Annotated in this window: 14 protein-coding genes; 12 read left to right on the forward strand and 2 right to left on the reverse strand. The window is 45.8% G+C overall.

All coding sequences use genetic code 11. The features are described from left to right. Positions 1–147 precede the first annotated feature (147 nt). The 5 genes from ACEW9O_RS30195 to ACEW9O_RS30215 all read left to right on the forward strand — a co-directional run bounded on the left by ACEW9O_RS30195 (position 148) and on the right by ACEW9O_RS30215 (position 3,263). Positions 148–729, forward strand: coding sequence for a non-canonical purine NTP diphosphatase (locus ACEW9O_RS30195; protein ID WP_373553969.1), 582 nt, complete (start codon positions 148–150; stop codon positions 727–729). Further along, positions 726–1,442, forward strand: a complete 717-nt coding sequence (locus tag ACEW9O_RS30200) for a LytR/AlgR family response regulator transcription factor (RefSeq protein ID WP_373553970.1) — start codon at positions 726–728, stop codon at positions 1,440–1,442. The genes ACEW9O_RS30195 and ACEW9O_RS30200 overlap by 4 nt, the downstream gene beginning before the upstream one ends. After that, the gene (locus tag ACEW9O_RS30205) at positions 1,435–1,965 is read left to right on the forward strand and encodes a GNAT family N-acetyltransferase (RefSeq protein ID WP_373553971.1); all 531 of its coding nucleotides are present in this window, start codon (positions 1,435–1,437) and stop codon (positions 1,963–1,965) included. Before ACEW9O_RS30200 ends, ACEW9O_RS30205 begins: the two co-directional genes overlap by 8 nt. Before the next feature lie 213 nt (positions 1,966–2,178). Then, positions 2,179–2,412, forward strand: a complete 234-nt coding sequence (locus ACEW9O_RS30210; protein WP_373553972.1) for a hypothetical protein — start codon at positions 2,179–2,181, stop codon at positions 2,410–2,412. An 89-nt stretch (positions 2,413–2,501) separates the two neighbouring features. Further along, entirely contained in the window at positions 2,502–3,263 is a 762-nt protein-coding gene (locus ACEW9O_RS30215) for an SDR family NAD(P)-dependent oxidoreductase (protein ID WP_373553973.1), read from the forward strand. Between the two features lie 16 nt (positions 3,264–3,279). On the opposite strand, the gene ACEW9O_RS30220 is transcribed toward ACEW9O_RS30215, so the two are convergent. Beyond that, a complete protein-coding gene (locus ACEW9O_RS30220; RefSeq protein WP_373553974.1) occupies positions 3,280–4,365 on the reverse strand; it encodes a CaiB/BaiF CoA transferase family protein in 1,086 nt (361 codons plus the stop codon). An 88-nt stretch (positions 4,366–4,453) separates the two neighbouring features. Between ACEW9O_RS30220 and ACEW9O_RS30225 the strand changes: the two genes are divergently transcribed. The 7 genes from ACEW9O_RS30225 (at position 4,454) to ACEW9O_RS30255 (ending at position 23,467) form a co-directional block, all read left to right on the forward strand. Beyond that, a complete protein-coding gene (locus ACEW9O_RS30225) occupies positions 4,454–6,190 on the forward strand; it encodes a CHAT domain-containing protein (RefSeq protein ID WP_373553975.1) in 1,737 nt (578 codons plus the stop codon). Then, positions 6,187–8,136 carry a hypothetical protein gene (locus ACEW9O_RS30230; RefSeq protein WP_373553976.1) on the forward strand — a complete coding sequence of 650 codons (1,950 nt, stop codon included), beginning with the start codon at positions 6,187–6,189 and terminating at the stop codon, positions 8,134–8,136. The genes ACEW9O_RS30225 and ACEW9O_RS30230 overlap by 4 nt, the downstream gene beginning before the upstream one ends. A 69-nt stretch (positions 8,137–8,205) precedes the next feature. After that, positions 8,206–11,991: a T9SS type A sorting domain-containing protein gene (locus tag ACEW9O_RS30235; RefSeq protein ID WP_373553977.1), complete on the forward strand. Its 3,786-nt coding sequence runs from the start codon at positions 8,206–8,208 to the stop codon at positions 11,989–11,991. A gap of 1,616 nt (positions 11,992–13,607) precedes the next feature. After that, positions 13,608–19,055 carry a T9SS type A sorting domain-containing protein gene (locus tag ACEW9O_RS30240; RefSeq protein ID WP_373553978.1) on the forward strand — a complete coding sequence of 1,816 codons (5,448 nt, stop codon included), beginning with the start codon at positions 13,608–13,610 and terminating at the stop codon, positions 19,053–19,055. Continuing rightward, complete coding sequence (locus ACEW9O_RS30245) at positions 19,052–20,791, forward strand: Kelch repeat-containing protein (RefSeq protein ID WP_373553979.1); 1,740 nt, start codon at positions 19,052–19,054, stop codon at positions 20,789–20,791. Before ACEW9O_RS30240 ends, ACEW9O_RS30245 begins: the two co-directional genes overlap by 4 nt. 3 nt (positions 20,792–20,794) lie before the next feature. Then, a complete protein-coding gene (locus ACEW9O_RS30250) occupies positions 20,795–21,682 on the forward strand; it encodes a hypothetical protein (protein WP_373553980.1) in 888 nt (295 codons plus the stop codon). 6 nt (positions 21,683–21,688) lie between these two features. After that, positions 21,689–23,467, forward strand: coding sequence for a WD40 repeat domain-containing protein (locus ACEW9O_RS30255; RefSeq protein ID WP_373553981.1), 1,779 nt, complete (start codon positions 21,689–21,691; stop codon positions 23,465–23,467). Between the two features lie 265 nt (positions 23,468–23,732). On the opposite strand, the gene ACEW9O_RS30260 is transcribed toward ACEW9O_RS30255, so the two are convergent. Beyond that, positions 23,733–24,860 carry a cysteine desulfurase family protein gene (locus ACEW9O_RS30260; RefSeq protein ID WP_373553982.1) on the reverse strand — a complete coding sequence of 376 codons (1,128 nt, stop codon included), beginning with the start codon at positions 24,858–24,860 and terminating at the stop codon, positions 23,733–23,735. Between the last annotated feature and the right edge of the window lie 98 nt (positions 24,861–24,958).

A 24,958-nucleotide genomic window follows, 5' to 3' on the forward strand; every position in this document is an offset into this window, starting at 1 on the left:
TAATTTTTCTTTTTCACCACCTAAGAAACCTGAGACACGAAAGAACCACCTCCGAAATAAACTGTACCAAATGGGAACTTGGTGCAGTTTATTTTTTTTTAAGAACTTGGAACTTAATTTTTACCTTGAAAGCGCAAATAATCCGCCATGAAAACCTTAATTTTTGCCTCCGCTAACCCCAATAAAATTCGTGAAGTACGCGAAATGCTCGATGGCTTGTATGAAGTCAAAGGCTTGCACGACATCGGCTGTACCGAAGACATTCCCGAAACTGCCGATAGCATCGAAGGCAATGCACTGCTCAAAGCCCGCTACGTAGTGGAACACTTCGGCCTCAACTGTTTTTCTGAAGACACTGGCCTGGAAGTCACTGCTCTTGGTGGTGCCCCCGGTGTACACAGCGCCCGCTATTCAGGCGAAGAACGCGACCCTCAAGCAAACATTGATTTGCTTCAAAAAAACCTAGAGTCCTATACCGACCGCAGCGCCCGCTTCAAAACCGTCATTGCTTTGGTCTTGGATGGCCAGGAGCACTTGTTTGAAGGTTTGGTGTATGGTCAAATTCGCAAGGAACAGTATGGCGAAGGTGGTTTTGGCTACGATCCCATTTTTGTACCCGATGGTTACACCCTCAGTTTTGCCGAAATGGACAAAAATGAAAAAAATGGCATCAGCCACCGGGGTAGAGCGGTACAGAAACTACTGGATTTTTTGAAACAAGCTGGATGAAACCTACTTACCGCTGCCTGATTCTGGAAGATGAACCGCCCGCCGCCCGGATTTTGTTGCGTTACCTGCAAGACTATCCCGAATGGACTTGTATGGGAGTGCACCATTCTCCACAAACGGCAATGGCTGCCCTTAAAGCAGAGCCACCGGATTTATTGTTTCTGGACATCCACCTCCCCGACATTAGTGGCTTGAATGTGCTCCGCCAATTGCAGCAGCCACCAATGGTTGTATTCACCACGGCTTATCCCCAATACGCGGTAGAGGGCTTTGAATTGGCGGCCCTGGATTACTTGCTCAAACCTATTTCGCCAGAGCGTTTTCAAAAAGCCATGGAGCGCGCTTTAGAGCGTTTGGAACAGGAACGGATTTTGGAAAAAACCGGGCAGGACAATGGCTTTTTGAGCATTCGTGCAGATCGAAAAGTGCATCGTTTGCCTTTCCAGCGCATTTTGTACCTGCAAGCCCTGGATGACTACGTAAAAATCATCAGCACCGAAGGCACCCTTTTGCCCAAAGTAACGCTGTCGCAATTGGAAAAAGAACTGCCCGATCAGCTCTTTCTGCGCATCCACCGCTCGTACATTGTAAACCTTAAATTTTTGCAAAACTACGATCAACAAGAACTGAGCATTGCCGATCGCAAACTACCGATAGGGAAATCCTTTCGAGAGCAGGTAAGTACCCGATTAAAAAACGTTGACTATGGCTGACATACTTCAAACCGAACGCCTAATTTTTCGCAAATTGACCCTAAACGATACCGAGTTCATCATCGAATTGGTCAATAGTCCCGGTTGGTTGCAATACATTGGCTACCGCAATATCCACACTACTGAAGATGCCGTCAAATACCTTCAGGATGGCCCAATGAAAAGTTATGCGCAGAATGGCTTTGGTCTTTTGTTGATCCAACTCAAAACAACCAAGGCCTCCATTGGAATGTGTGGTTTGCTCAAAAGAGACGCACTTTCCTTACCGGATTTGGGTTATGCGCTATTGCCCGCATATGAAGGTAAAGGTTACATCACCGAAGCCACGAGCGCATACCTGGAGTATGTTCATCAACACTTGCACATTTCAAAATTGTTCGCCATCACCAACCTGGACAATGAAAAATCCATTCGGGTATTGGAAAAACTGCACTTTGCCTTCGAGCGCTACATGAACATGTCCGGGGACGATCATCCTGTACGTTTATTCAGTTGGACTGCTAAAAATTTGACAGAAAAATAGTGCCCGAAATTAACTGTAAAACAAACATTTCATCTATTTGCAACTTTTCCGTAATTATTTGCATTCTTCTGCAACCAATTGGGCTGTTGAATCGTCTTTCATTAAATACGGTTCAAGACGAAAATTCAACACTTCAGTCGATTAATCCAGACTGCAAGTAGAAAAAGAACTAATTTCGTTCCCGAAACCACAACTCAATTAAAGTTGTACATTATGAAAAGGAAACTCTTACTCAGAACTGCACTTTTTAGCTTTATTGCCTTCGGCGGTTTGTACTCCTTTTTGTACCTCAATACTGTTGCTGGATCTACAGAAGACAGCGATGCGCTTCAATTTGGTGAAAATCAAATCATGGAGCAAATTGATGAACTGGAAGAGAACAAAATCCTGCCTGAAGTATTTTTATTGGAAAAATTGGTGGAGATGGGCAAAAACCTCATTCCCTAAGGTTTTTCTTTCACTATTGCCTTCTTTTTTCTTTCCTTAGCGAATATTCGCTATTTTGTGACACAAATTGAATTGCAAACCGTTCAGTCATGTCGCAAAGTCCCTTTCAACTCAATGGTCGTGTGGCCATCATTACGGGTGCCAGCAAAGGCATCGGAGCATCTATCGCTCAAACTTTCGCTACAAATGGTGCCAAAGTTGTGGTCAGTAGCCGCAAACAAGCCGCGGTGGATGAAGTCGTAGCTGAAATTCAGGCTGCGGGCGGCGAAGCACTAGCTGTTGCTGCGCACGTAGGGGATACCCAAGCCCTTGAAAACCTGGTTAAGCTCACCATTGAACATTACGGACGGATCGATATTTTGGTCAACAATGCTGCCACCAACCCGGTCTTCGGCCCACTGGAAGACAGCGTGGATGCCATGGATAAAATCATGCAGATCAACGTCAAAGCTCCGCTAGAACTCGCCAAATTTGCCCTCCCATACCTCAAAGCCCAATCCAATAGTGCCATCATCAACATCAGTAGTGTGGAAGCTTTTATCGCAACCGAGGGACTGGGCTGTTACAGCGTAAGCAAAGCTGCTTTGAACATGTTGACCAAATCTATGGCCAAAGAATGGGGGAAATACGGCATTCGGGCCAATGCCATTTGCCCAGGTTTGATTAAAACCAAATTCAGCGAAGCGCTTTGGGCCAATGAAGCCATGCTAAAATATTACCTCAAACAAACGCCACTCGGGCGAATCGGGGAACCACAGGAAATTGCCAATCTGGCGCTTTTTTTGGCCTCGGATGCTTCAGCGTACTCTACTGGTGCAATGTTTATGGCGGATGGGGGGATACTCCAATAGGCTATTGGGCAGAATTCTATTCCCCACCCAACTCAAATACCACTGAGCGCACACTCCGCACCTCCGTCCCGTCCGGCAAAGCCCAATTCAGCAACAATTCCTGTGCTGCAGACTCTCCAAAAACTTCCGGCATGGTCCGCACAGCCCCAGCGGGCACACCCATTTGATGCAATAGTTGCAGCAATTCTTCACGATTAAATTTACCCGCTTTGGCCTGCAAGTGCAAAAACAGTTCCTGCCGATTAAGCACCCTTTGTTTGTTGTCCAGGTATTGAGGTGCCTGTGCTAGCGCTTCCAAATCCAAAGTTTTGCACAGAAGTTGAAATTGCCGATCATTGCCAACGGCTAAGACTACTTGGCCGCCATCGCTACATTCCAACAACTCGCCATAAGGCGCAATATTGGGGTGCAAAGTGCCCATCCGTTGAGGAATTTTTCCGGCAATCAACCAATTGGTGGCCTGGTTGGCCAATGATGCCAGGGCAGTGGCGTAAAGGGACACACTCACTTTGGTGCCCAGCCCGGTTTTTTCCCTTTGCAATAAAGCCAAAAGGATACCTTCTTTGAGCTGATGCGCGGCCAACAAATCGATCAGAGCCACGGGCATTTTTACTGGAGCACCATCTTTTTCACCAGTCATGTACAAAAAACCAGCTTCGGCTTGTAAGACCATGTCAAAGGCGGGCCGCTCGTCGTTAGGTCCATAACCTGTAATGTCGCCGTAGATCAATTGGGGATTAAGTTTGGCTAGACTCGTATAATCCAGACCCATCCGTCGGGCGGACTCGGGTTTAAAATTGGCCAGGACAATATCAGTGGTTTTGATCTCTTCCTGCAACCACGCCAGGTTTTCAGCCAAGCTCAAATCCATCAATAGAATTTCTTTGCCCCAATTCACACTGCAATAATATGCGGAGTAAGCCCAGTTGGGATCTTCCGTGGTCAGCTTCCAGCTGCGGGTGACATCGCCAGCGGTGGTCTGGTTTTCTATTTTGATCACCTTGGCCCCGAGTTCAGCTAGGAACATGCCCACAGCAGGGCCAGCGAGGACGGTGGCGAGTTCAAGGACTTTTAAACCCGCCAGTGGAGCAATGGAAGACATGAATATAATATTTAGCTACAGTACGAAAAAAATATTTTATTAAACAAATGCTAAAATACTTTTAATTTGGTCAATCCAAATTGTCATTATGGACATTCTATTTTTTGCTTTTGCGAATGATCGAGATAAACCACTTCCTGCATTGGAGGCAGAAGACGAAGCGATTTACAGCTTGCTGGCACCCAGACAGGCTCAATCTCATTTTGTCATCCACCGAGACCAATCCGTTTCGATTGAAAAACTGGCCGAGTTCTTGATCCTTTATCGAAACGACATTGTACTTTTTCACTACAGCGGCCATGCGGGTAAAGATCATCTTTCTTTGGATGATGAAACGGCAAGTGCTTATGGAATCGCTGAACTATTGGGCAGTTGTCCCAGGTTGCAATTGGTTATACTTAATGGCTGTTCGACAGCTGGCCAGGTTGGACGGCTTTTAGAAAAAAAAGTCCCTTTGGTCATTGCTACAAGTTCGAGCATTGAGGATGAAAAAGCAAAAGACTTTGCCATTCAGTTCTACCGCTCCCTTACCCAATCTGATACCATTCATCAAGCCTTTGACGCAGCCAGAGCAAAAATACTGACCATCAACGATTCAATTCCTTTTTATCGGGATACTTCATCGTTTGATGCTCCAGAGAACCCAGTGTGGGGTATTTTTCATGCCCAGGATGTGAATGATACCAGCGTCTGGACCTTGCCGTTTGGATCGTCACAAACCTTTGGGTCGTACACCATCGTCAATGATTTATTGTTGAACACACTCATTGCGGCGTTGGCTCCATTTAATGTAGAAGTCAAGCGGATTTGGGAGCGAGAAGCAGAAGGAGAATCGAAAAGTATCTTGGACAAACGAGAAGCGATCTTAAAATGTTTGCCACACCCAATCAGCGAGCAAGTCCGTAAATTATTGGTTCCGGGCGACGCTGGTGGCCAAATCTATTACGATCAGGCCGGGCTTCCTCGTTTGAGCCAGATGGCTACGGTATACGACACCATCATGGAATTGACTGGATTTATTTTGCTCGCGCAGTTGTGGGAAGCACTCTCCCATAGTGATGCGCTCAAAATAGACGATGAAGTCAAAAAACAAGTAAAAGCTTTTCTGCGCCTAAATGCGCTTGAGCGCGAGCATTTTAATTTTATCCCACTCATCAAAGCCATCCAGAAATTTTTGAATGACAATCAAATCAAATATTTCATTGACGAATTAGAACACATTTCGGGTGTATTTAAAGAGGGCGAAGTATTTTTTGAAGCCTGTCAGTTTTTGGACTCCATCAAGGAAAAAGTTTACGCTAAAAAAATAGGGGACAAGGATGCCATTTTGCTCAGTACCCTAGCTGAAGAAAAACTAGCTCAAGTATTGCAAGAGCTGGGATTCATAGCCCGCTACACCTTTGCATCCGTGAAAAACATCGGTGTGGTCAAATATCGACACTCTAAACAAGCCAAATTCAAACACCATCTGGTAAAGCTCGTTCAACGCTTTGTGGGCCTGGAGGAAGAAGTCAAAATTATGGAAGACTTTATGGATACGGCTTCCATATTATTGATCAAAGAGCTGGAAGATTCCACGGAGTTTTTAAACCTCAGTCCCTTCGTATTGGATGAAAACGCTTTTGATGAAAAAGCTACGATTGCTAAACTGTACTACTTTGACCAGTACAATCGTGACAATGACGTCTACTCGTATCGGCATGTATACAAACCCCAGGATCCGCGCTTGATGATTTCCAACCAGCTCAATTACCGCATCGTTAAAGTACAGTTTGAGGCATTTGCTCAGATGTTATTTGATCACCCCATGCGACAGGTGCTATGAGAAGTCCTTTCAAATTTCTGGATGCATATACCTATCAGGATCACGCCAATTTTTTCGGGAGAGAAGATGAAACGGAGGCTTTGTACCGCATGGTGTTCAAATCTACCTTGATTCTAATCTATGGCCTATCTGGCACTGGAAAAACCAGTTTGGTGCAGTGTGGATTGGCCAATAAATTTGATGGGCCGGACTGGTATCCTTTATTTATTCGCAGGCGAAATGACGTGAATGAGTCGCTTGACTTTGCACTTCAACAGGCTTTGCCCGCAGATTCACCACCGCTTGCTACAGCATCAGAACGCGTATCTTTCTTATTCCGTTATTACCTGCGGCCGGTTTATCTCATCTTTGATCAGTTTGAAGAATTATTCATTTTAGGAACTGAAAATGAGCAACACAATTTAGCCCAAACGCTACTTCAATTGACTCAAATGGAGTCTGCGTGCAAAATTATTCTGATCGTCCGGGAAGAGTTTATTGGTCAGTTGTATAACCTGGAAAAATCTTTGCCCAACTTATTTGACTTTAGGCTTAGAGTGGAGCCAATGAGTTATTCCAAAGTAGGTGAGGTAGTGGAGAAATCTTGTGTCAATTACAACATTCAGATTCAGAAGCCGGTAGAACAAAGCATCAAGGCCATTTACGATAATATTTCCGGTGGAAAATCAGGGATCCAACTTCCTTATCTACAAGTGTATCTGGATCAATTGTATCGAAATGTTTTTTCGAAATCGCAGGCAGGTCAAGATATGCCAAGCGATGGCACTTGGCCCAAGTTGGCATTCAATTTATCGGAAATTAAGGCATTAGGTGACATCGAAGATGTTTTAGGGCGCTTTTTAGATGAGCAAAAATGGCAATTGCAAGCTAGCACAAAGCAAAGATTCCCGGATGTACCCGATGATGCGGTAAGCAGCGTGTTGGACGCATTTGTCACGCCCGAGGGCACCAAACGCCCGGTGCTCTTTACAGGTAGTGAAGACCGATTGGTATTGGAAGCCCATGTAGCCCAGTGGTTGAACAACATTCCTGCAAAAACGCTGAGCTACATTATTCCTCAGTTGATTGCCCAAAGAATCATTCGACAGACCGAGAGCTCGCTTGAGTTGGCACATGATGCATTGGCTTTTTTAATTGATCAAAATAGAAGCGAAACCCAGCGCAGGGTCAATGAAGTGTTGTCGCGACTGTTGATTGCGCACAAAGAGTATTTGGAGACTAAGGAAAGTTTGAGCAGAAAACAAGTCAACGTTCTTGAGGAGTTATGGCCGATGTTAAAAACTCGCCTCAGTTCAGATTTGCTGGCTTTTGTGGAACAAAGTAAGGCTGAACTTATCCAAAAAGAACAGGCTGAACTCTTGGCCGAACGTGAAAAAAGACACCGGGCCACCCGCGCAGCAGTTGTAGCTGTCGTTTTGGCGGCTTTGTCTATCGCTGCCTTGATTTTTGCCATTGTTAAAGCGGAACAGACCAGAAGGACAAAAAATGAGCTGGCAATTGCTTATGTAAATAGTCAAATTCAAGTGGCACATACCTTGAAAGTAGAAGGAAAGTATGAAGCTGCACTGAAAAAGCTTCGCGCAATTGATGCACTGAATGTAGGCCTCGCTCAACCCTTGCAAGATACAGTGGGGAAATTAACCCAGCAATGGGGGGAATTGCAAAAATTGATTGAACAAGCAAATGCAGCGAATGAAGCTTTGGATTACCTGAAAGAGATTGAATTGTATCAACAAGCACAAGGGATTGCTTACGATGAAAGGGTAGCTGGTTTAATCAAAGAAACCAAAAATAAAGTGGAGTCAGCCTATCAGCAATTGATTGACAGTGGAAATTCTATGGCCAATGCTGGTTATTTTAACCGCGCCAGGGAAAGTTATGAAAAGGCATTGCGGCTGAAGCCGGGGGATGTGCTGGCTAAGCTAAAACTGAGGAAATTAAAATAAGTCGAAATTATTTTTGTTTATCTCGAGGGTTTTAATATCTTTAGTATGTAAATTTAAAATCCCCTAGTTATGAAACTCTTCTACGCTTACAGCAAGTCTGTTTGGTCTTCTCTATTTATTCTTTTTCTCCTTTATCAAAGTTCCCACAATCTTCATGCTCAATGTTCTTCTTGCTCTGATGGGCCATCTGAGGGGGTAGTTGAGGCATGTGATGATTTTGAATCATACACAGTGGGGAAGATATTACCCTTAGAAAAAAACAACTGGAGGCCATGGGGTGGGGCTTCTAACGTTCCAACCGTCGTCAGCTTCAACGGATCAAAGGTGATCAATATGACCCGTGAGGGTTTTAGCAGAGTAACTCCGAACGTTTTATACCATTTGGGTAATAAGACTACTGGTCGCTATCGGCTTTCCTGGCAGATGTACCTGAATAAAGATAAAAAGGCCTATTTTGCCTTGTTGCACAATTCCATCGACCCGATTAATACCAAGGCAAATGAAAATCTAGCATATGAAGTGTTCATCAATACCAACGGAGTAGCTTATGTACGTATTGGAGATCAAAATGTAAATACCCTCGATATCAGTTTTAATTGTAAAAAAGAGGTTTGGAATCAATTCATGCAAATCATTGACCTTAACCAAAATCGGATCGAATTTTGGGTGAATGGGGATTTTATTACCAGTTGGAAATTTAACCGGGGCGAAACGCCTAGCACTAATTTGGGTCGACTTAAATTTTGGAACCAAGACAGTACCATTTATAGTTATTATGTTGACAATATTTGTTATCTGAAAAAAAACACAGGCACTTGCAGCAGCAATAGTTCCAAAAATCCAGTCTGTGTAAAGAACGGGGCAAGTTACTCAACTGCGCAAGAAGCACAATGCGATTTGTATACCAATAAAGAATATGAAATTGGTCCATGCGAGCGCGTTTGTGACTATGCGCGTAAGTTTTTGGAGATTGATGCTCCGGCGTTGAAGGACTCGTTAAAACGCTTGGCAATCCCAAATTCCGTGGCGACATCCCCCTGTGTTAGCGCTTACTTTGGGCTAAAAGGTGTTCATCAGCTGTATAGCGATGTATTTGCATTTAAGATCGGTTTTGGCGCCCGTGTTGATGTAACTTGGAAAACTCCCCCCGGTGTAAAATCAAAAGCCTTTGTTCTTTCATGTAGCTGTGAAGGCACTTTTTGTACTCAAGCCTGTTTTCCTGAAGACAAGCTGATGCAGGTAGCTGCTACTGGTGAACACTTGATTAAGTACCAAGTTCCTGGAAAAGGTTTTTACTACGTTGTATTGATGAGTGACAGTCTGGTGAATTATTCGAATTTTTATATCTCCTTCTGTGCACCGAATGTAACCCCACTGCAGCCAGATCAAGCAGAAACCAAGTCAAAAACTCTGGCAGAAGGTTGTGGGGTTTGTAGAACCATAAACCCCATTATTCTTAGTTGTAATACCACTTATTTCGGTGATTTTCAAAACAAGGAAGGTCAGTTTAACAGCTCTAGCCAACCTTATGATAATTGTTCAGGAACCAGTCAAAGAATGTATGAAGGATCTGATGCAGTGCACAAATTCATCGTTGATGTTCCTTCCTTTGTTTCCGTAACGTTGGATGGAAAAACTTCTCCGATGGGCATGTTTTTGTATGATTATGCTTGTGGTGAACATTGTTTGGATGTGTCAGAAACGAGTGCACAAGGAGGAACAGCTTCTTTTGCACCAATCTTTTTAAACCCTGGTGAATATTACATTATCGTAGACAAAGACTTAATGACGGGCAATACAACCAATAACCAATATACTTTAACCTTGAAATGTGAGGATTCTTCAAATCAGGATTTTGTTTCGGACCCCAATAGCTGCCCAAAAAATGGCACTACACCGCATCAAATTAGAATCCGTTCGGTGGGCGCTTTAATGTTAAATAATTTAAGCTTAACCTTAAAAGATCGAATTAGTTTTGTTTATGACAAAGGCCAAAATAATTATTACTTAGAAAAAGGTTTGTTTTGGAATGGCCAAGAGCTCGTCTACGATTTTTTTGCAGACAAAAGTGGTGATCTGGGTAAATGTGGTTACGCAGCAGGCGATTCCTTTCAAATTCGCATTGCCAACGAAGGTCGAGTAAAATTGGTTAGGCCTGTCTTCGAAGCCAATTCTCCAAGTGTTTATTCAGCGGGGGCAAAATCTACAATCACTAGTTTTGTAGCGATAAGAGAGAACAGCTTTTTTATTTCGCCAAGCAGCCATCGAATTGGTTTTGGAGCGGAAGCTCAATTCAGCGTTTTGTTACAAGCAGAAGGAACCAGTTGGAAAATTTCCAAAATTCCCACTTGGTTGAGCATTGCAGATTCTAGTGGCACAGGATCAGCAGACTTGACCTTTACAACCCAATCAGTTAACAACAGCAATCGCAACCGGGTTGCTGAAATATACATAACCAATACCGAAAAGGTTCTGCGTACTTTTTATGCGATACAAAAAGGATGCACAGCTGCTGCCGCAGATTTAGGCTCTGATCTTCAGGTTTGTGTAGGTGAACCTTTAGTCCTAAAACCGACTATTCAGGGAGCTTTTCGATGGGGCAACAACGCAACAACTTCAACATTAACCGTCAATACAAGTACTCCCGGAACCACTTCGTATACGATTCGTGCTGTAAATGGAACTTGTATCGCTACGGATACAGTAAAGGTTACCGTGAATGCCAAACCTCTCTTTGACTTAGGGCCACAAAAAAACATCTGCCTTGGCGATAGTGTACAATTGACTGCGTCAGGTGGGGGAACTTACCTATGGAGCCAATCAAACGCTAGCACGTCCTCAATTTTTGTTAAACCAACCAGTGCCAGTACTTATTCGGTTACGGTAAGTAAGGATGCTTGCCAATCCAGTGATCAAATTTCAGTAAAGGTGAATCCCAAGCCTGTGGCGAATGCCGGACTGGACCAAACCATCTGTTCCGGCGCCAAGACTGTTTTAAGCGCCAGCGGGGGAGGCACTTACACCTGGAGTGTCGGCGCAACTACAGCACAATTAGAAGTAAACCCAACCGCGACTACTACTTACACCCTGACGGTCACTACGCAGAGTGGTTGTACGGCTTCGGATCAAGTAGTCGTTGTAGTCAATCGTGCTACAGCTAGTGCTGGACCTGATCAGAGCATCTGTTCCGGTAAAAGTGCCACCTTGACGGCGAGCGGTGGCGGCACTTATCGATGGAGCCAGAATAATGCCACCACAGCCAGTATTACCGTAAGCCCAATTGCTACCCAAACCTACACACTCACTGTAACCCAAGGTGTTTGTAGCGCTACCGATGAAGTAATGGTAACAGTTAACTCCAATCCGGTGATAGTGGAAGAGTCTATCCGCCCTGCTGCCGGACCCACTGGTAACATTCAAGTAAAAATTACCGGTGGAACTCCAGCTTATCAATACAAATGGTTTAGGAACGATACACTTGTATTTACCCAAGAAGATTTAGTGGGGCTTAAAACGGCTGTTTACAAACTAATCGTCACCGATGCCAATGGGTGTACGGCCACGTATGGACCAAAACTGGTCACCAAATCAGAAATCATTCCTAGCTTGACCGAACTAGAGGTGTTCCCCAATCCAAGCAGCGGCGACATCACGATCAAAGGGAAGTTAAAAGCGCCCGAAATCATCCAGATTTACATTTTGGATGCCACTGGCCGAAGAATCTGGAAATCCGAACCTGATAAGCTTAGCGAATTTGAACACAACTTGAATCTGCAATCCTTGGCAAAAGGAATTTATATGGTTCAAATCAACGTAGCCGGATATTCTAGCTTTAAAAAAATTATTCTACTCTAAAATACCCAGCAATGAAAATTGTCAAAAAAACACTTACTGTACTTATCCTTTTTGTACTGTTTGGTAGCGATTATTTACAGGCTCAGTGCACCTGTACAGAAAGCCCTGGAAGCTTTAATGCCAACCAATTGGTGCTTTGTGAAAACTTCGAATCCTATACCAATGGTTCTAGTTTTCCATTTAACAATGCACGTTGGGGTTTCTGGCCAGGTACAAGTACTTTTGGAAGGATACAAACTGCACCTAATTCAAATAGTAAGGCATTGCTTGTGCAGCACAATGGGAGTACAGGACCTGATCTTTTGCTGAAATTAGGCAATCGGACTTCGGGGAGATATCGGGTTTCATGGCAGATGTATATTGCAAAGGGTAAAACAGCTTATTACAGTATTCAACATGATGAATCTGCTGAACTATGGGCATATGAAGTTGATTTTGAAAACGGGATCGGAACTTTATCAAGATTTGGTTTGCCTGTAACAAAATTTCCTTACATCACGGGGGGCTGGAATAGAGTAATGCAAATTATTGACATAACCTCGGATCAAGTAGAACTTTGGATAAATGACGAGTATGTCGATTCATGGCGCTACAACACAGGCAGGGGGCCCAATTTTTCTTATATTTTTGGGGAGTATCCTCTTGCTGCTATTAACTTTAAAGGTGCACCAAATGCCTCATATTACGTCGACAATATCTGCATGTGGCAGGCAGCTCCAGCTTTAATTTCCAATGTAAGCCCAACATGTATAAAAAATGGCCAGTCTATATCCGGTGGAGAAAGTATCATTAAAACCTATAACCTTTATACAGAAAGGGAATATTCTAGTGAAAATTGTCGAAACATTTGCAGTTTCGCAGGACTAAATGTCAAAAATTCATTAAAATATGACAACCAGAATAGAGTACCTGCAAGCAGAATTGATGATGCCAGCATTTTGCCTAATCAGGTTATTAATCTCCCGTGTTTAAAAGACAGAATTCTAACCCAGAAAAGCTTAAGAGGCCAGATATATCCTTTTACAGCAACTACAACAGATTTATCTATTGAATTACAATTTCAAGTTGGTTTTGCAAGCAATGTTCAAATTGCCTTGGTTGAATGCAACGAGAATCTAAATTTTCCATGCCAACTAGACGAGAATACAGATGGGCTAAGCTATTATTTTAATGTCCAACCAGGAAAAACATACAACATTATTGTAATTGCCACAGAAACCGTTGAATTTTTAATTGATATCTCTACTGTAATTCAACCAAAAATATGCGTGTTAGTCAATCAAGATATAAATGCTACTTGTATCTGCAAAGAGGCTACCACCACCCTCAGCCAATCAACTACATTAACCAATGTTCAAACCTCTTCTTCTTCTCTCACAAAACGTGTATTTCCCGAAATCAACAGAGACTATTTGGGTGGCGAAAAAGCTTTTCGAATCACACTGGAACGACCCAGTTTGGTTAATTTTTCCCTAAGATCTACCAATCAAGGTTACAGTATGTTTTTAGCGGGTAGTGATTGTGCTGACAACTTACTCGCACTAAATTCGACTCCCGACAATGGAGGCACTGCCACTATTTCTAAGGCTCTTGAAGCTGGGGTATATCATCTTATCGTGGATCAACTTACAACGAATAGTAGCAACTTTCAATTAACTTACACTTTCTCCGCAGTCGATCCGGTTTTCAGAGCTAGCAATTCAGCTTGCCCCATCAATCCAAACAATGCTCATCAAGTAAGTATCCGCTCCAGCCCGCTCTTGTTAAACACCGATGTCTTGGGCATCAATGATCGAATTTATCTGGTGAATACCAGAAACACCAATAATCGTGAAACAAATGCATTTAATTGGAGTGGCCAGCAAATCAACTTCACATTGTATGAAGATGCTACCTCTGATAACCTTAATTGTGGGTATGTAGAAGGCGACTTAATTGAATTTGTAATCATCCGACAGGATAAAATTTACTCCGTAAAACCAATCTTTCAATTAGAGGATGGTACAGATATAACGGCTGGTAGCCGTTTTAAAAAAGGAGGGAAATCTTTAATTACTGGTTTTGTGAGTACTTTAAATGTCAGCAATCTGGGAGTAGGTAGTATCCCAACGCTCTCAGCAAATGAAAGGAATTTTCTGTTAGAAGTCAACAGTACAGGCGCATGGCGCATTCAGAGAGTCAATCCTAATAAACCTGCGTGGATTGAATTTAACCTAACTAATTCAAGTGGCATTAAGGATGTCTCCTTCAAAGTTTTCCGCAACCAAAGTACCCAAGCTAGAACCGATACCGTTTTGGTTATCAATGACCAAGGTTTTTACAAAAGTATCATCTTCACTCAGCCTGGTTGCACTGGTCCCAGTGTCAATGCCGGAGCGGATCAATCCATTTGCTCCGGGCAAAATGTCACCTTGACTGCTAACGGAAATGGAACCATCACTTGGCAAGCCCCAGGTCCAGTTTCCAACCCGAGCTTTAGCACCATGTTAAACGCAACCCAAACTTTTACCGCTTATGCTACAAGCAACGGATGTACTGCAAGCGATCAAGTGACAGTTAATGTATTACCCAAACCAAATGCCAGCGCAGGCCCCGACCAAACAATTTGTCCTGGCTCCCCGGCTGTTTTAAACGCCAGTGGGGAAGGCACTTACACCTGGAGTAATGGCTCAACTCTTGCACAGTTAGAAGTAAACCCAACCACGACTACTACTTACACCCTTACGGTTACTTCGCAGAGTGGTTGTACGGCTTCGGCTCAGGTAGTCGTGGTGGTCAATCGTGCTACGGCTAGTGCAGGTGCTGATCGTAGCATCTGTCGCGGCGATAGTACCATTTTGCAAGCTAGTGGAGGAGGAACTTATTTGTGGTCTAATGGAAAAACGAGTCCATCGATCAAGGTTAGCCCAACTAGCGATCAAGTTTATCAAGTAACGGTCAGCAATAACAATTGCCCTGCAACAGCCACTGTAAAGGTTACCGTTAATCCCCTGCCCCTTGCCAATGCTGGCGCAGATACCAGCATTTGCGCCGGGCAAAGTGCAAGGCTTACCGCCTCCGGCGGAAGTACTTACAAATGGAGCAACAACGCAAACCTCTCCTCCATCACCGTAACGCCAGTCAGCACTGAGACCTTCACAGTAACGGTCACCGCCCAAAACGGATGCGAAGCCTCGGATCAACTCACGGTGACAGTTCGTTCTTTGCCCCTTGCCAATGCTGGCGCAGACACCCGCATCTGTCGCGGCGACAGTACTACTTTACAAGCTAGTGGAGGAGGAACTTATTTGTGGTCTAATGGAAAAACGAGCCCATTGATCAAGGTTAGCCCAGCTAGTGACCAAATTTATCAAGTAACAGTCAGCAATAATAATTGTCCTGCCACTGCCACTGTAAAAGTTACCGTTAATCCATTACCCCTTGCCAATGCTGGCGCAGACACCAGCATTTGCGCCGGGCAAAGTGCAAGGCTTATCGCTTCCGGCGGAAGTAGCTACAAATGGAGCAACAGCACCCAAACCCCAACGATCACCGTAACGCCAGTCAGCACTGAAACCTTCACAGTAACGGTCACTTCCCAAAACGGCTGCGAAGCCTCGGATCAACTCACGGTGACAGTTCGGCCCCTGCCCCGTGCCAATGCTGGCGCAGACACCAGCATTTGCGCTGGTCAAAGTGCAATGCTTACCGCCTCCGGCGGAAGTACTTACAAATGGAGCAACAGCATCCAAATCCCAACGATCACCGTTACACCAGCCAGCACTGAAACCTTCACCGTAACGGTCACCTCCCAAAACGGCTGCGAAGCCTCGGATCAGCTCACGGTGACAGTTCGGCCCCTGCCCGTGGCCAATGCAGGCCCTGACCAACCCATCTGTGCCGGGGCCAAGGCAGTTTTAAGCGCCAGTGGAGGAGGTACATACACCTGGAGTAACGGCTCAACTACAACACAGTTAGAAGTAAGTCCAACTATAACTACTTCTTACACCCTGACGGTTACTTTGCAGGGTTGTACGGCTACGGATCAGGTTGTCGTGTTGGTCAATCGTGCCTCTGCTAGTGCTGGTACCGACCGTAGCATCTGTCGCGGCGATAGTACCATTTTGCAAGCTACTGGAGGAGGAACTTATCTGTGGTCTAGTGGAAAAACAGATCGAGCCATCACGGTTAGTCCCACCAGCGACCAAGTTTATCAGGTCACCGTTAGCAATAGTGGCTGTTCTGTAACTGCCTCTGTAAAGGTTACAGTTACCCCCTTGCCCCAAGCCAGTGCTGGTTTGCCGCAGACCATCTGCCTGGGACAACCAGCAACCTTAAGTGCCAGCGGAGGAGGCACCTACCTCTGGAACACCACTGCTTCCACTCAAGAAATAACTGTAAGCCCCACACAGTCTACCGATTACACGGTCACGGTCACCCAAGGTAGCTGCTCCAATACGGCCCAGGTAAGGGTGACGGTTAATTCAGCCACTGCCAATGCAGGCCCAGATCAAAGTGTCTGTGCAGGTCAAAGTGTGATGTTGACTGCGTTAGGAGGTGGCACTTATCAATGGAGCACCAGCGCTAACGCTGCTTCAATCACATTGATTCCCAATCAGACCCAAACCTACACCGTAACTGTGACTCAAAATGCTTGTACCGCAACGGACGAGGTTACAGTTACCGTTCGACCCTTGCCGATTGTTAACGCTGGGCTTGATCAAAACATCTGCATAGGTCAAAGTGCAGTGTTGACTGCTTCGGGCGGAGGTAGCTACAAATGGAGTACCAATGCCACTACGTCTACGATCACTGTTGCCCCGCTCAGTGTACAAGCTTATAGGGTTACCGCAACGCTGGAGGGCTGTGAAGCCAGCGACGAAGTGCTCGTTGCTGTAAAACCTTTGCCAAGTGCCAATGCCGGGCCAGACCTTAGCATTTGTGCAGGTCAAAATGCAGTGCTAACTGCATCTGGCGGTAGCCTTTACAAATGGAGCACCACTGCCACTACTTCGTCTATTTCGCTTATCGCCGCAAATACACAAACGTTCAGCGTCACCGTCACTCAAGATGGCTGCGAGTCCATGGATGAAGTATTGGTCATCGTAAAACCAGTACCAACAGCCAATGCTGGCGCAGATCAAAGTATTTGTGCAGGTCAAAGCACGATGCTGAATGCAACTGGTGGGGGTGCATACAAGTGGAGCAACAATGTAGCAAGCGCCTCGATTACCATAAGTCCTGTTGGTACACAACTATTTACAGTAACGGTAACTCAAAACGGCTGTGAAGCCAGCGATGAAGTATTGGTCACCGTAAAACCTTTGCCGAGTGCCAATGCAGGCCCAGATCAAAGCATCTGTGCGGGGCAAAGTGCGGTATTGACTGCCTCAGGAGGAAGCACTTACAAATGGAGTACTACTGCCACAACGTCTTCTATTGCTCTTACACCTCTGGCGACTCAGGTGTTTAAGGTAACCGTGACCCAAGACGCTTGTGAAGCTACGGATGAAGTACAGGTGGAGGTAAAAGCGCTACCTGCCGCCAATGCTGGCCCAGACATCAGCATTTGTGCAGGGCAAAATGCAGTGTTAAATGCCTCTGGCGGCAGCAGTTACCGCTGGAATACCAATGCTGCTGTGGCCAGCATCACGGTCAGCCCCACCCAAACTCAAAAGTACACCGTGACAGTCAGTCAAAATGCTTGCGAAGCTAGCGACGAAATTCTGGTGACAGTGAAGGAACTCCCTAACGCCAATGCTGGCCTCGATCAAAGTATTTGTATCGGTCAAAGTGCTACCTTGATTGCCACCGGAGGCGGTAGTTACAAATGGAATACCAACTCCAGCACCTCAAGCATTACGGTCAACCCGAGTGCTACTCAAATTTTTACGGTAAGTGTTACCCAAGATGGTTGCACCGCGAGTGATGAGGTATTGGTTACCATAAAACCCTTACCAAGTGCCAATGCGGGGCCTGACCAAAGCATCTGTGCGGGCCAAAGTGCGGTGCTGACTGCCTCAGGAGGAAATGGCTACAAATGGAACAACAATTCCAGCTCATCATCCATCACGGTAGTACCTGGCAATACGGAAACTTTCACCGTTACGGTGACCCAAAATGGCTGCGAAGCCACGGATCAACTTACGGTGACAGTACGGCCACTACCCATTGCAAATGCAGGCCCCGATCTTAGCATCTGTGCCAAACAAAGCGCGGTGCTAAGCGCTGCTGGCGGGAACGTTTATAAATGGAGCAACAATGCCACCACCGCATCCATAACCATCAGCCCGGCGGCAACACAAGTTTTTACCGTGACCGTAACACAGAACGAGTGTGAGTCAATTGATGAGGTCAGGGTAACGGTACGCCCCCTGCCCAATGCCAACGCAGGCCCTGACCAGAGTATCTGCGCAGGCCAAAGCACTGTATTGAATGCAACTGGAGGAGGTACTTATAAGTGGAGCACTAACGCCACGACGTCGAACATTTCGGTAAACCCGGTGGCGACACAGTTGTATACCCTTACTGTAACCCAAAATGATTGTGAGGCCATTGATCAGGTTATCATTACCGTAAATGCAAATCCAAGCATAAACCAGGATTCAAGCCAATTCAAGGCTGGAATCAATAGCTTCATTAAGGTGAGCGTAATGGGTGGAACTTCACCTTACCAATACCAATGGTTCCGCAATGATACCCTTGTTTCAGTGCAAGAGGATTTGTTGGGGGTAAAATCAGGGATACATAAATTGGTCGTTACCGACGCAATAGGCTGCTCAGCAACCTTCGGCCCTCAAGCGATTGTCACGACCTCTACCTTTGACCTTACGCTCAATCGCAACATCCAAATCTTCCCCAACCCAAGCAACGCCCTGATTCACATCCAGTTTGATTTGGAACAAGCAACTCCATTGGAAATAATTATCCTGGATGGTTTAGGAAAAAACATTTGGCACCAAAACCAACGAAATTTCTTCCGCGAAAAATTGGAGGTCAATTTATCCAATCATCCAGCCGGAATGTATTGGGTACAATTCAAAACCGAAAATGGGGCCTTTTATAAAAAAATCATGCGCTTATGAAAACAAACAACCCCACTAAACCAGCCCTGAAACGTTTAGAATGGCTGATGATTCCGCTGCTTTGCCTCATTTTGTGGTGTACAGGCTGTATTGGCCCAAAACTAGACCAACTCGATTTCGTCGAAGTTCAAACCAAAATACCTGTCCCGGCAGGAGTAGGAAGCCTTACCGTGGGTGGAACCATCAATCGGACTTTGCTTGAGGAAGATTCCCTTGGAGACCATGGTTTTATTTGGGTAGAAAACTGGACAGGGACTCCCGCTGATTTTGTGCTGGGCAGACCGGGTGTTAAAACCATCAGTTTAGGCAAAATACAACAAGGCGACTTTACCCATACGCTCAACAACCTCAATGTGGAACAAAGCCTTTACTCCATTAAAGCTTATGCAGTAGCCGGTGGTCGAACCATCTATGGAGGATTGGAACGCTTCAGTTTTAATTTTGTCGTACAAACGGATACGGTAAGCATCAACAACAACGAGGCCACTTTATCCGCGCTGCTTTTTGGTTTGGAAGCCTTGCGGGATTCGATAATTGACCACGGACACATCATTGCCAGAGACACGGCCAACCTCTATTTGAATAAACCTTTTTTTAAAAAATCCAACCTCAAAAGCACCAATGACGACGGTGTTTTTTCAAGCGAATTTGAAGGCCTGAGCTTCAATACCACCTATTACGGCAAAGCCTACGCCCAGACCCGGGATGGTCGTTTTGTCTACAGCAAAAAAACGCTGACCTTCAGGGTAAAGGACGGCTGGTTGCCAGTCAAGTTTCGTTTGCCTGCCCAACAAGCCCATTTGGTCAGCGGAGCCATTGGCAATAGTGGTTTTATGGGGGTAGCCTGTCTGGATGAATTGTGCCTGAACGCCAGTAATGGACCTACCCGGATGGCCTACCGCTTTGATGTAGAACAAGATACTGTGGGGAAATGGACCGAAATCGCTGATTACAGCGGTATTCCCGCCAAAAGATCCACTTCTTTTACCCTCAACAATCGATTGTATGTAACCCTGGGTGATCGGGGTGTTGGCAATCGCTACAATACCACCAGTATCTGGGCTTTTGATCCAAGTGAAAATGGGGGAGAGGGAAACTGGATTTTGACCGATACTTTTCCTGCCACAGGCCGAGAAGGAGCGGTTGCTTTTGTCATCAATGGAAAGGCCTACATTGGTAGTGGCCGCCGCTTGGATGCCACTGCGAACGAAGTGCTATATAGTGATTTTTACGAATATTCACCATCGCTGGAAAGAGGACAACGTTGGAAGCAAATTGCCTCCCTTCCCGGTTCAGGCCGCAGTGAGGCCGCCGCTTTTGTGGTCAACAACCGTGGCTACGTAGGAACAGGCTTCTCCGCTAAAGAGGATTTAAGAGATTTTTGGAGTTACAATCCACAATCCAATCAATGGGCACCAGTAGACTCATTGCCATACGACCCTCGCAGAGGTGCCATCTCCTTCAGCATCAATGGCAAAGGTTACATAGGTACTGGCTTTAAATCAGAAAACAGCGCTTACCTTAGCGACCTTTGGAGTTTTGACCCGACCGCAGCACGAGGCAAACAGTGGCAACCCCGTACTCCACTCCGCAGCGGGGGTCGCTCCCACGCTGGCTTATTCGTCGTCAACAACCGAGCCTACTTGGGAGGTGGAAGGAGTATCTTTGTCCGAAACAACAACCTGGATTTTTTGATCTTCTCCGATTTCTGGATGTACACTCCCGAAAACAATTAAACCATGCAGAAAAAAATACTCAGCATACTCATCTCAAGTCTCTTTCCACTTTTACTTTTGGCGCAGAAAAAGAACTTGATCTATACCCAACGGGACACCATCCAATTTGAGGTGGTTGAACGATCCGGTAAATTGGCCCTGCAGTTCAACCCCGAGCAAACCAAACACGCAGACATTACCACGAGCTACTTTATGGCCATCACTGACCTTCGTTTGGAAGATGCCGATTTGCAGCTTGCCTACGAATTGGGTGCCACAGAAAAGGGCTTCAACTACATCTCTAGTGTACTATTGCTCAATCAAGCCGGGCGAGTGATCACGCCCTTGCCATTTAAGGCCAAAGGAGATTTAGGCTCATTGCCCGAAGGTACAGTTGGTTTACGGAGTATGACCTGGTTAGATGCCCTGGAAGATGTACTCATTTTTGGCCAAAAATACCAATTGGTACTCAGTACCGAGCTGTGGGGTAACGTAGATTGTGCGGATGTTCGGCCAGCTTTTACCCTGAGCCAACAGTTGCCCCATTTGGGAATTGCCGCCGGAGGTTTGATTCTGACGGGCATTGGTCAATTTCAGAAAAGTAAAAAAATTGACGCCTACAATACCTACAAAAATTACCATGCGAATGGTGAATCCTATGAATTGGCTCAGCCCTTCTTTGAACAGGCAAAAACCTATGAGAAAGATGCCCGTTTGTATACCTATGCAGGCTGGGCGGTATTGAGTCTGGATGCGGCGGTTTACCTCTATCGAGCCTTTAACACCAGGGCCAGACAAAAGCAATACGACAAATATTGTGGCAAGCAATCTTTTTCCTTGCGCTTGGATACCAGACCCTTAGGCGATGGCAGCAATGCAATGCAAGTTCAATTGGCTTTTAACCTAAAATGATCAACCATGCACCTGATGATAAAAAAGACCTGGATTTTGCTGGCCTGCTGCTTGTTCTTAGGCGCACTCGAAAGTCTATCCGCTCAAGCTAAAAAATGTTTTGAGGAGGTGCGCCAGGATGGGCTATTGGAGTTTAAAAAAAGAAACTACAACAAGGCCGTCGACAGTTACATCGCCGCTTTAAATTGCCCGGACAAACCTTTGGAAAATGACCTATACGACCTCATCAAGCAAGCTCAAAAAGCCATTGAAACGGATCTGGTCGTAAAAAGTGATGCTGCAAAAAAAGCAGTGGCCGAGGCTGCCGAGGCTGGCGAAGAGGTAAAAAAAGCACAAGACTTGGCCGATAAAGCCAATAAAGCAGAAGCCCTGGCAAAAGCGGAAGCCGAAAAAAACGCGGCTATCGCTCGTGCTCAAGGCAAACAGGCCGAAATGCTCCGCTTAGCCATTCTGGCCGATAACCTGCGTACGGACAACAAACCGGGTGATGCCTTGTTTTTGGCTTTTTTGTCTACCAAACTAAATGACAAATGGCCCATCTCGCCCGCTCAAATGCGCGCCTTTTCACAAGCGGTATGGGATACCTTAAATCATCCCCTTGCTCAGTCGGCACTAGCTTTCAACGCCGTATATCCACTTGCGGATGGCCAAGATTACCTAGCAGTGCAGGATCAGCAGCAATTGGTATTCCTGAGCAAAGGCAAAAGTAGTCCAGTCCAAACGGGTAAAGACACCTTGATATTAGCTAATGCCATTGCCCGCTATGGCGACAACTACCTGCTGGGCAGTACTTCGGGGCGAGCCTGGCTTTGGAATGCATCGACCAATGTAGCTACTCCTATTGAGGCCCACACCGCATCAATCTTGAGCACCAGTGCTTCCACTGACGGCCAATCCTGGCTGACTACCTCCAGAGACAAGCAGGCTAAACTTTGGAGTAAGGATGGTCAACTTCAACGCAGTTTTCCGGATAAAGTCAATACCTACAACGCTCTTTTTAGCCCGGATGGACAGTCCATTTTGACTCGTTCTGCGGATGGAAGCCTCAAACTTTGGAACCTTGACTCGGGTACATTCATTCAGTTGCGCAATGCTCCAGCCTATAGTTATGCTGTTCTTTTTTCGGAAAAAGGCAACCGGATTTTAGCCGGAGGGCATGACGGTAAACTATACCGCTGGGATCTTCAAGGCAATCCCTTGCCACCATTGGATTTGCACAGCAGTCCTATTCGTCAATTGCGCGTATCTCAGCAAAAGCAATTTATGTACTCCATCGCCGCCGATTCAAGTATGGCTTTGCTTACGCCCGAGGGAGACTTGTTTCGGAAAGCGAGCAATCGGAAAACTAGCCATGAGTTGTTTGCCGTTTTGGACCCCAATGATCAATTCCTGGCCACTGCAGATGCAGATCACAACATCTATCTGGAGCATTTTGGGCGAGGTGAGGTTTTATTGCTGTCTGGTCATCAGGCCGAAATTACGAGTTTGGCTTTTTCACCAGATGGCCAATCCCTCCTGAGCACTTCCGCGGACGGAGCATTGCGTTTGTGGGACATCAATGGCAATTTGTGGATGGAACTCAATACTGGAGACAAGGATACCCCACCCATAGCTGCTTTTTCTGGGGATGGGAAAAACATCCTAGTTTCCAGCGAAGGCAATAAAACGCTGCTGGAGTGCCCCATGCCTGAACTGGTGTTGAACGACATGAATCAGAGAGAAAAGGCTTTGGCAGGAAGAATTGAGGAAGTGAAACGTAGGTATGGGGTAAAGTTTTTGGAGTGAAAGAGGGATGATCATTTTTCACATTCGTCTTTAATGCATTGATTACCAAAACACACGAAATATAATTATCACAAAGGAGAAAAAAGAGGACACTGAGGACACAAAGCACCGTCAACATCTAACTTTGTGTCCTCAGTGTCCTCTTTTTTCTTCTTTGTGGTAATAAAAATGTCGCTTTGGCTGTCCCAGTTTGTGAAAATTTGTGTCATTTGTGGCTGAATTCCAAAGAAATACTCCACCGAAGCTGGGGTGCAAACCATGAACCTTAGCCCAAAATTTCCTTCAAACGCTGGACAACCTGATCCACCTCTTCCCTGGTGTTCATGTACGAAAAGGAAAAACGCAGCGTCTGACGAGGCGATCCATGTTTCAATGCATCCATCACGTGAGACCCCACGTCTACCCCTGAACTGCAAGCACTGCCACCAGAAGCTGCGACCCCGGCAATGTCCAAATTGAGCAGTAAAAGGTCAGTCCTTGGCCCGGGAGGGAAACCTACACTGAGGATTTTGTAGTGCCCTCGCCCAAAGGGATCGCCATTAAATTCAAGATCGGTAAAATGAACTTGTAATTGCTCCGCAAAATAATCACGCAGGCCCTGAATGTGAGCGCGGCGTGTATCCATCTCCGCAGTGGCCAGTTCCAAGGCTTTGGCCATTCCCAAAATCCCGGAAATGTTTTCCGTTCCGCCACGCATGTTGCGCTCTTGCGAACCGCCGTCAATGTAGGGATGAATGATGTTGCCGCTGTTGATGTAAATAAATCCAATGCCCTTGGGCCCGTGGAATTTATGGGCTGAACCGGTCAAAAAGGCGATTTTGGTTTTGGCCACATCGATGGGATAAAAACCCATACTCTGTACCGTATCGGTATGAAACAAGGCGCCATACTGAGCACAAAGCGCCGAAACCTGCTCCAGATCCAATAAAGTACCGACCTCATTGTTGGTGTGCATAAGGGAAACCAGGGTCTTTTGGCTAGCATCCTGCAACAGCTGCTCTAAATGACCAAGTTGGATGTGCCCATTGCTGGTTTGGTCAACAAATACAATTTCTACCGCACCCTCTTTTGCTATAGTTTCCAGGGAATGCAACACACAATGGTGTTCTGTACGCGCACTGATGATACGCCGCACCCCCAAGTCTTGCACCGAACGTTTGAGCGCCATGTTGCTCGATTCTGTACCGCCGGAAGTGAAAAAAATCTCCCCAATGGAGGCATTCAAAGTACGGGCAATCTGCCGCCGGGCTTGTTCTATGGCTGCTCTTGCGCTGCGCCCTTCCTGGTGAATGGAAGAGGGGTTGCCATTGGTGTGGCGCAAGGCATTCACCATGACTTCAATCACCCGATCGTCGATGGGAGTGGTGGCGGCATTGTCGAAAAAAATACGCATAGAAAGGGGTTTAAAGGTTGAGGAGGTTGAGGAAGGTTGAGGCTACCGCAGCGACTTGTACAAGGTCGCGTCTAGACCGCTGCGGTAGCCTCAACCTT

The sequence above is a fragment of the Haliscomenobacter sp. genome, from assembly GCF_041740695.1.
Classification (GTDB): Bacteria; Bacteroidota; Bacteroidia; order Chitinophagales; family Saprospiraceae; genus Haliscomenobacter.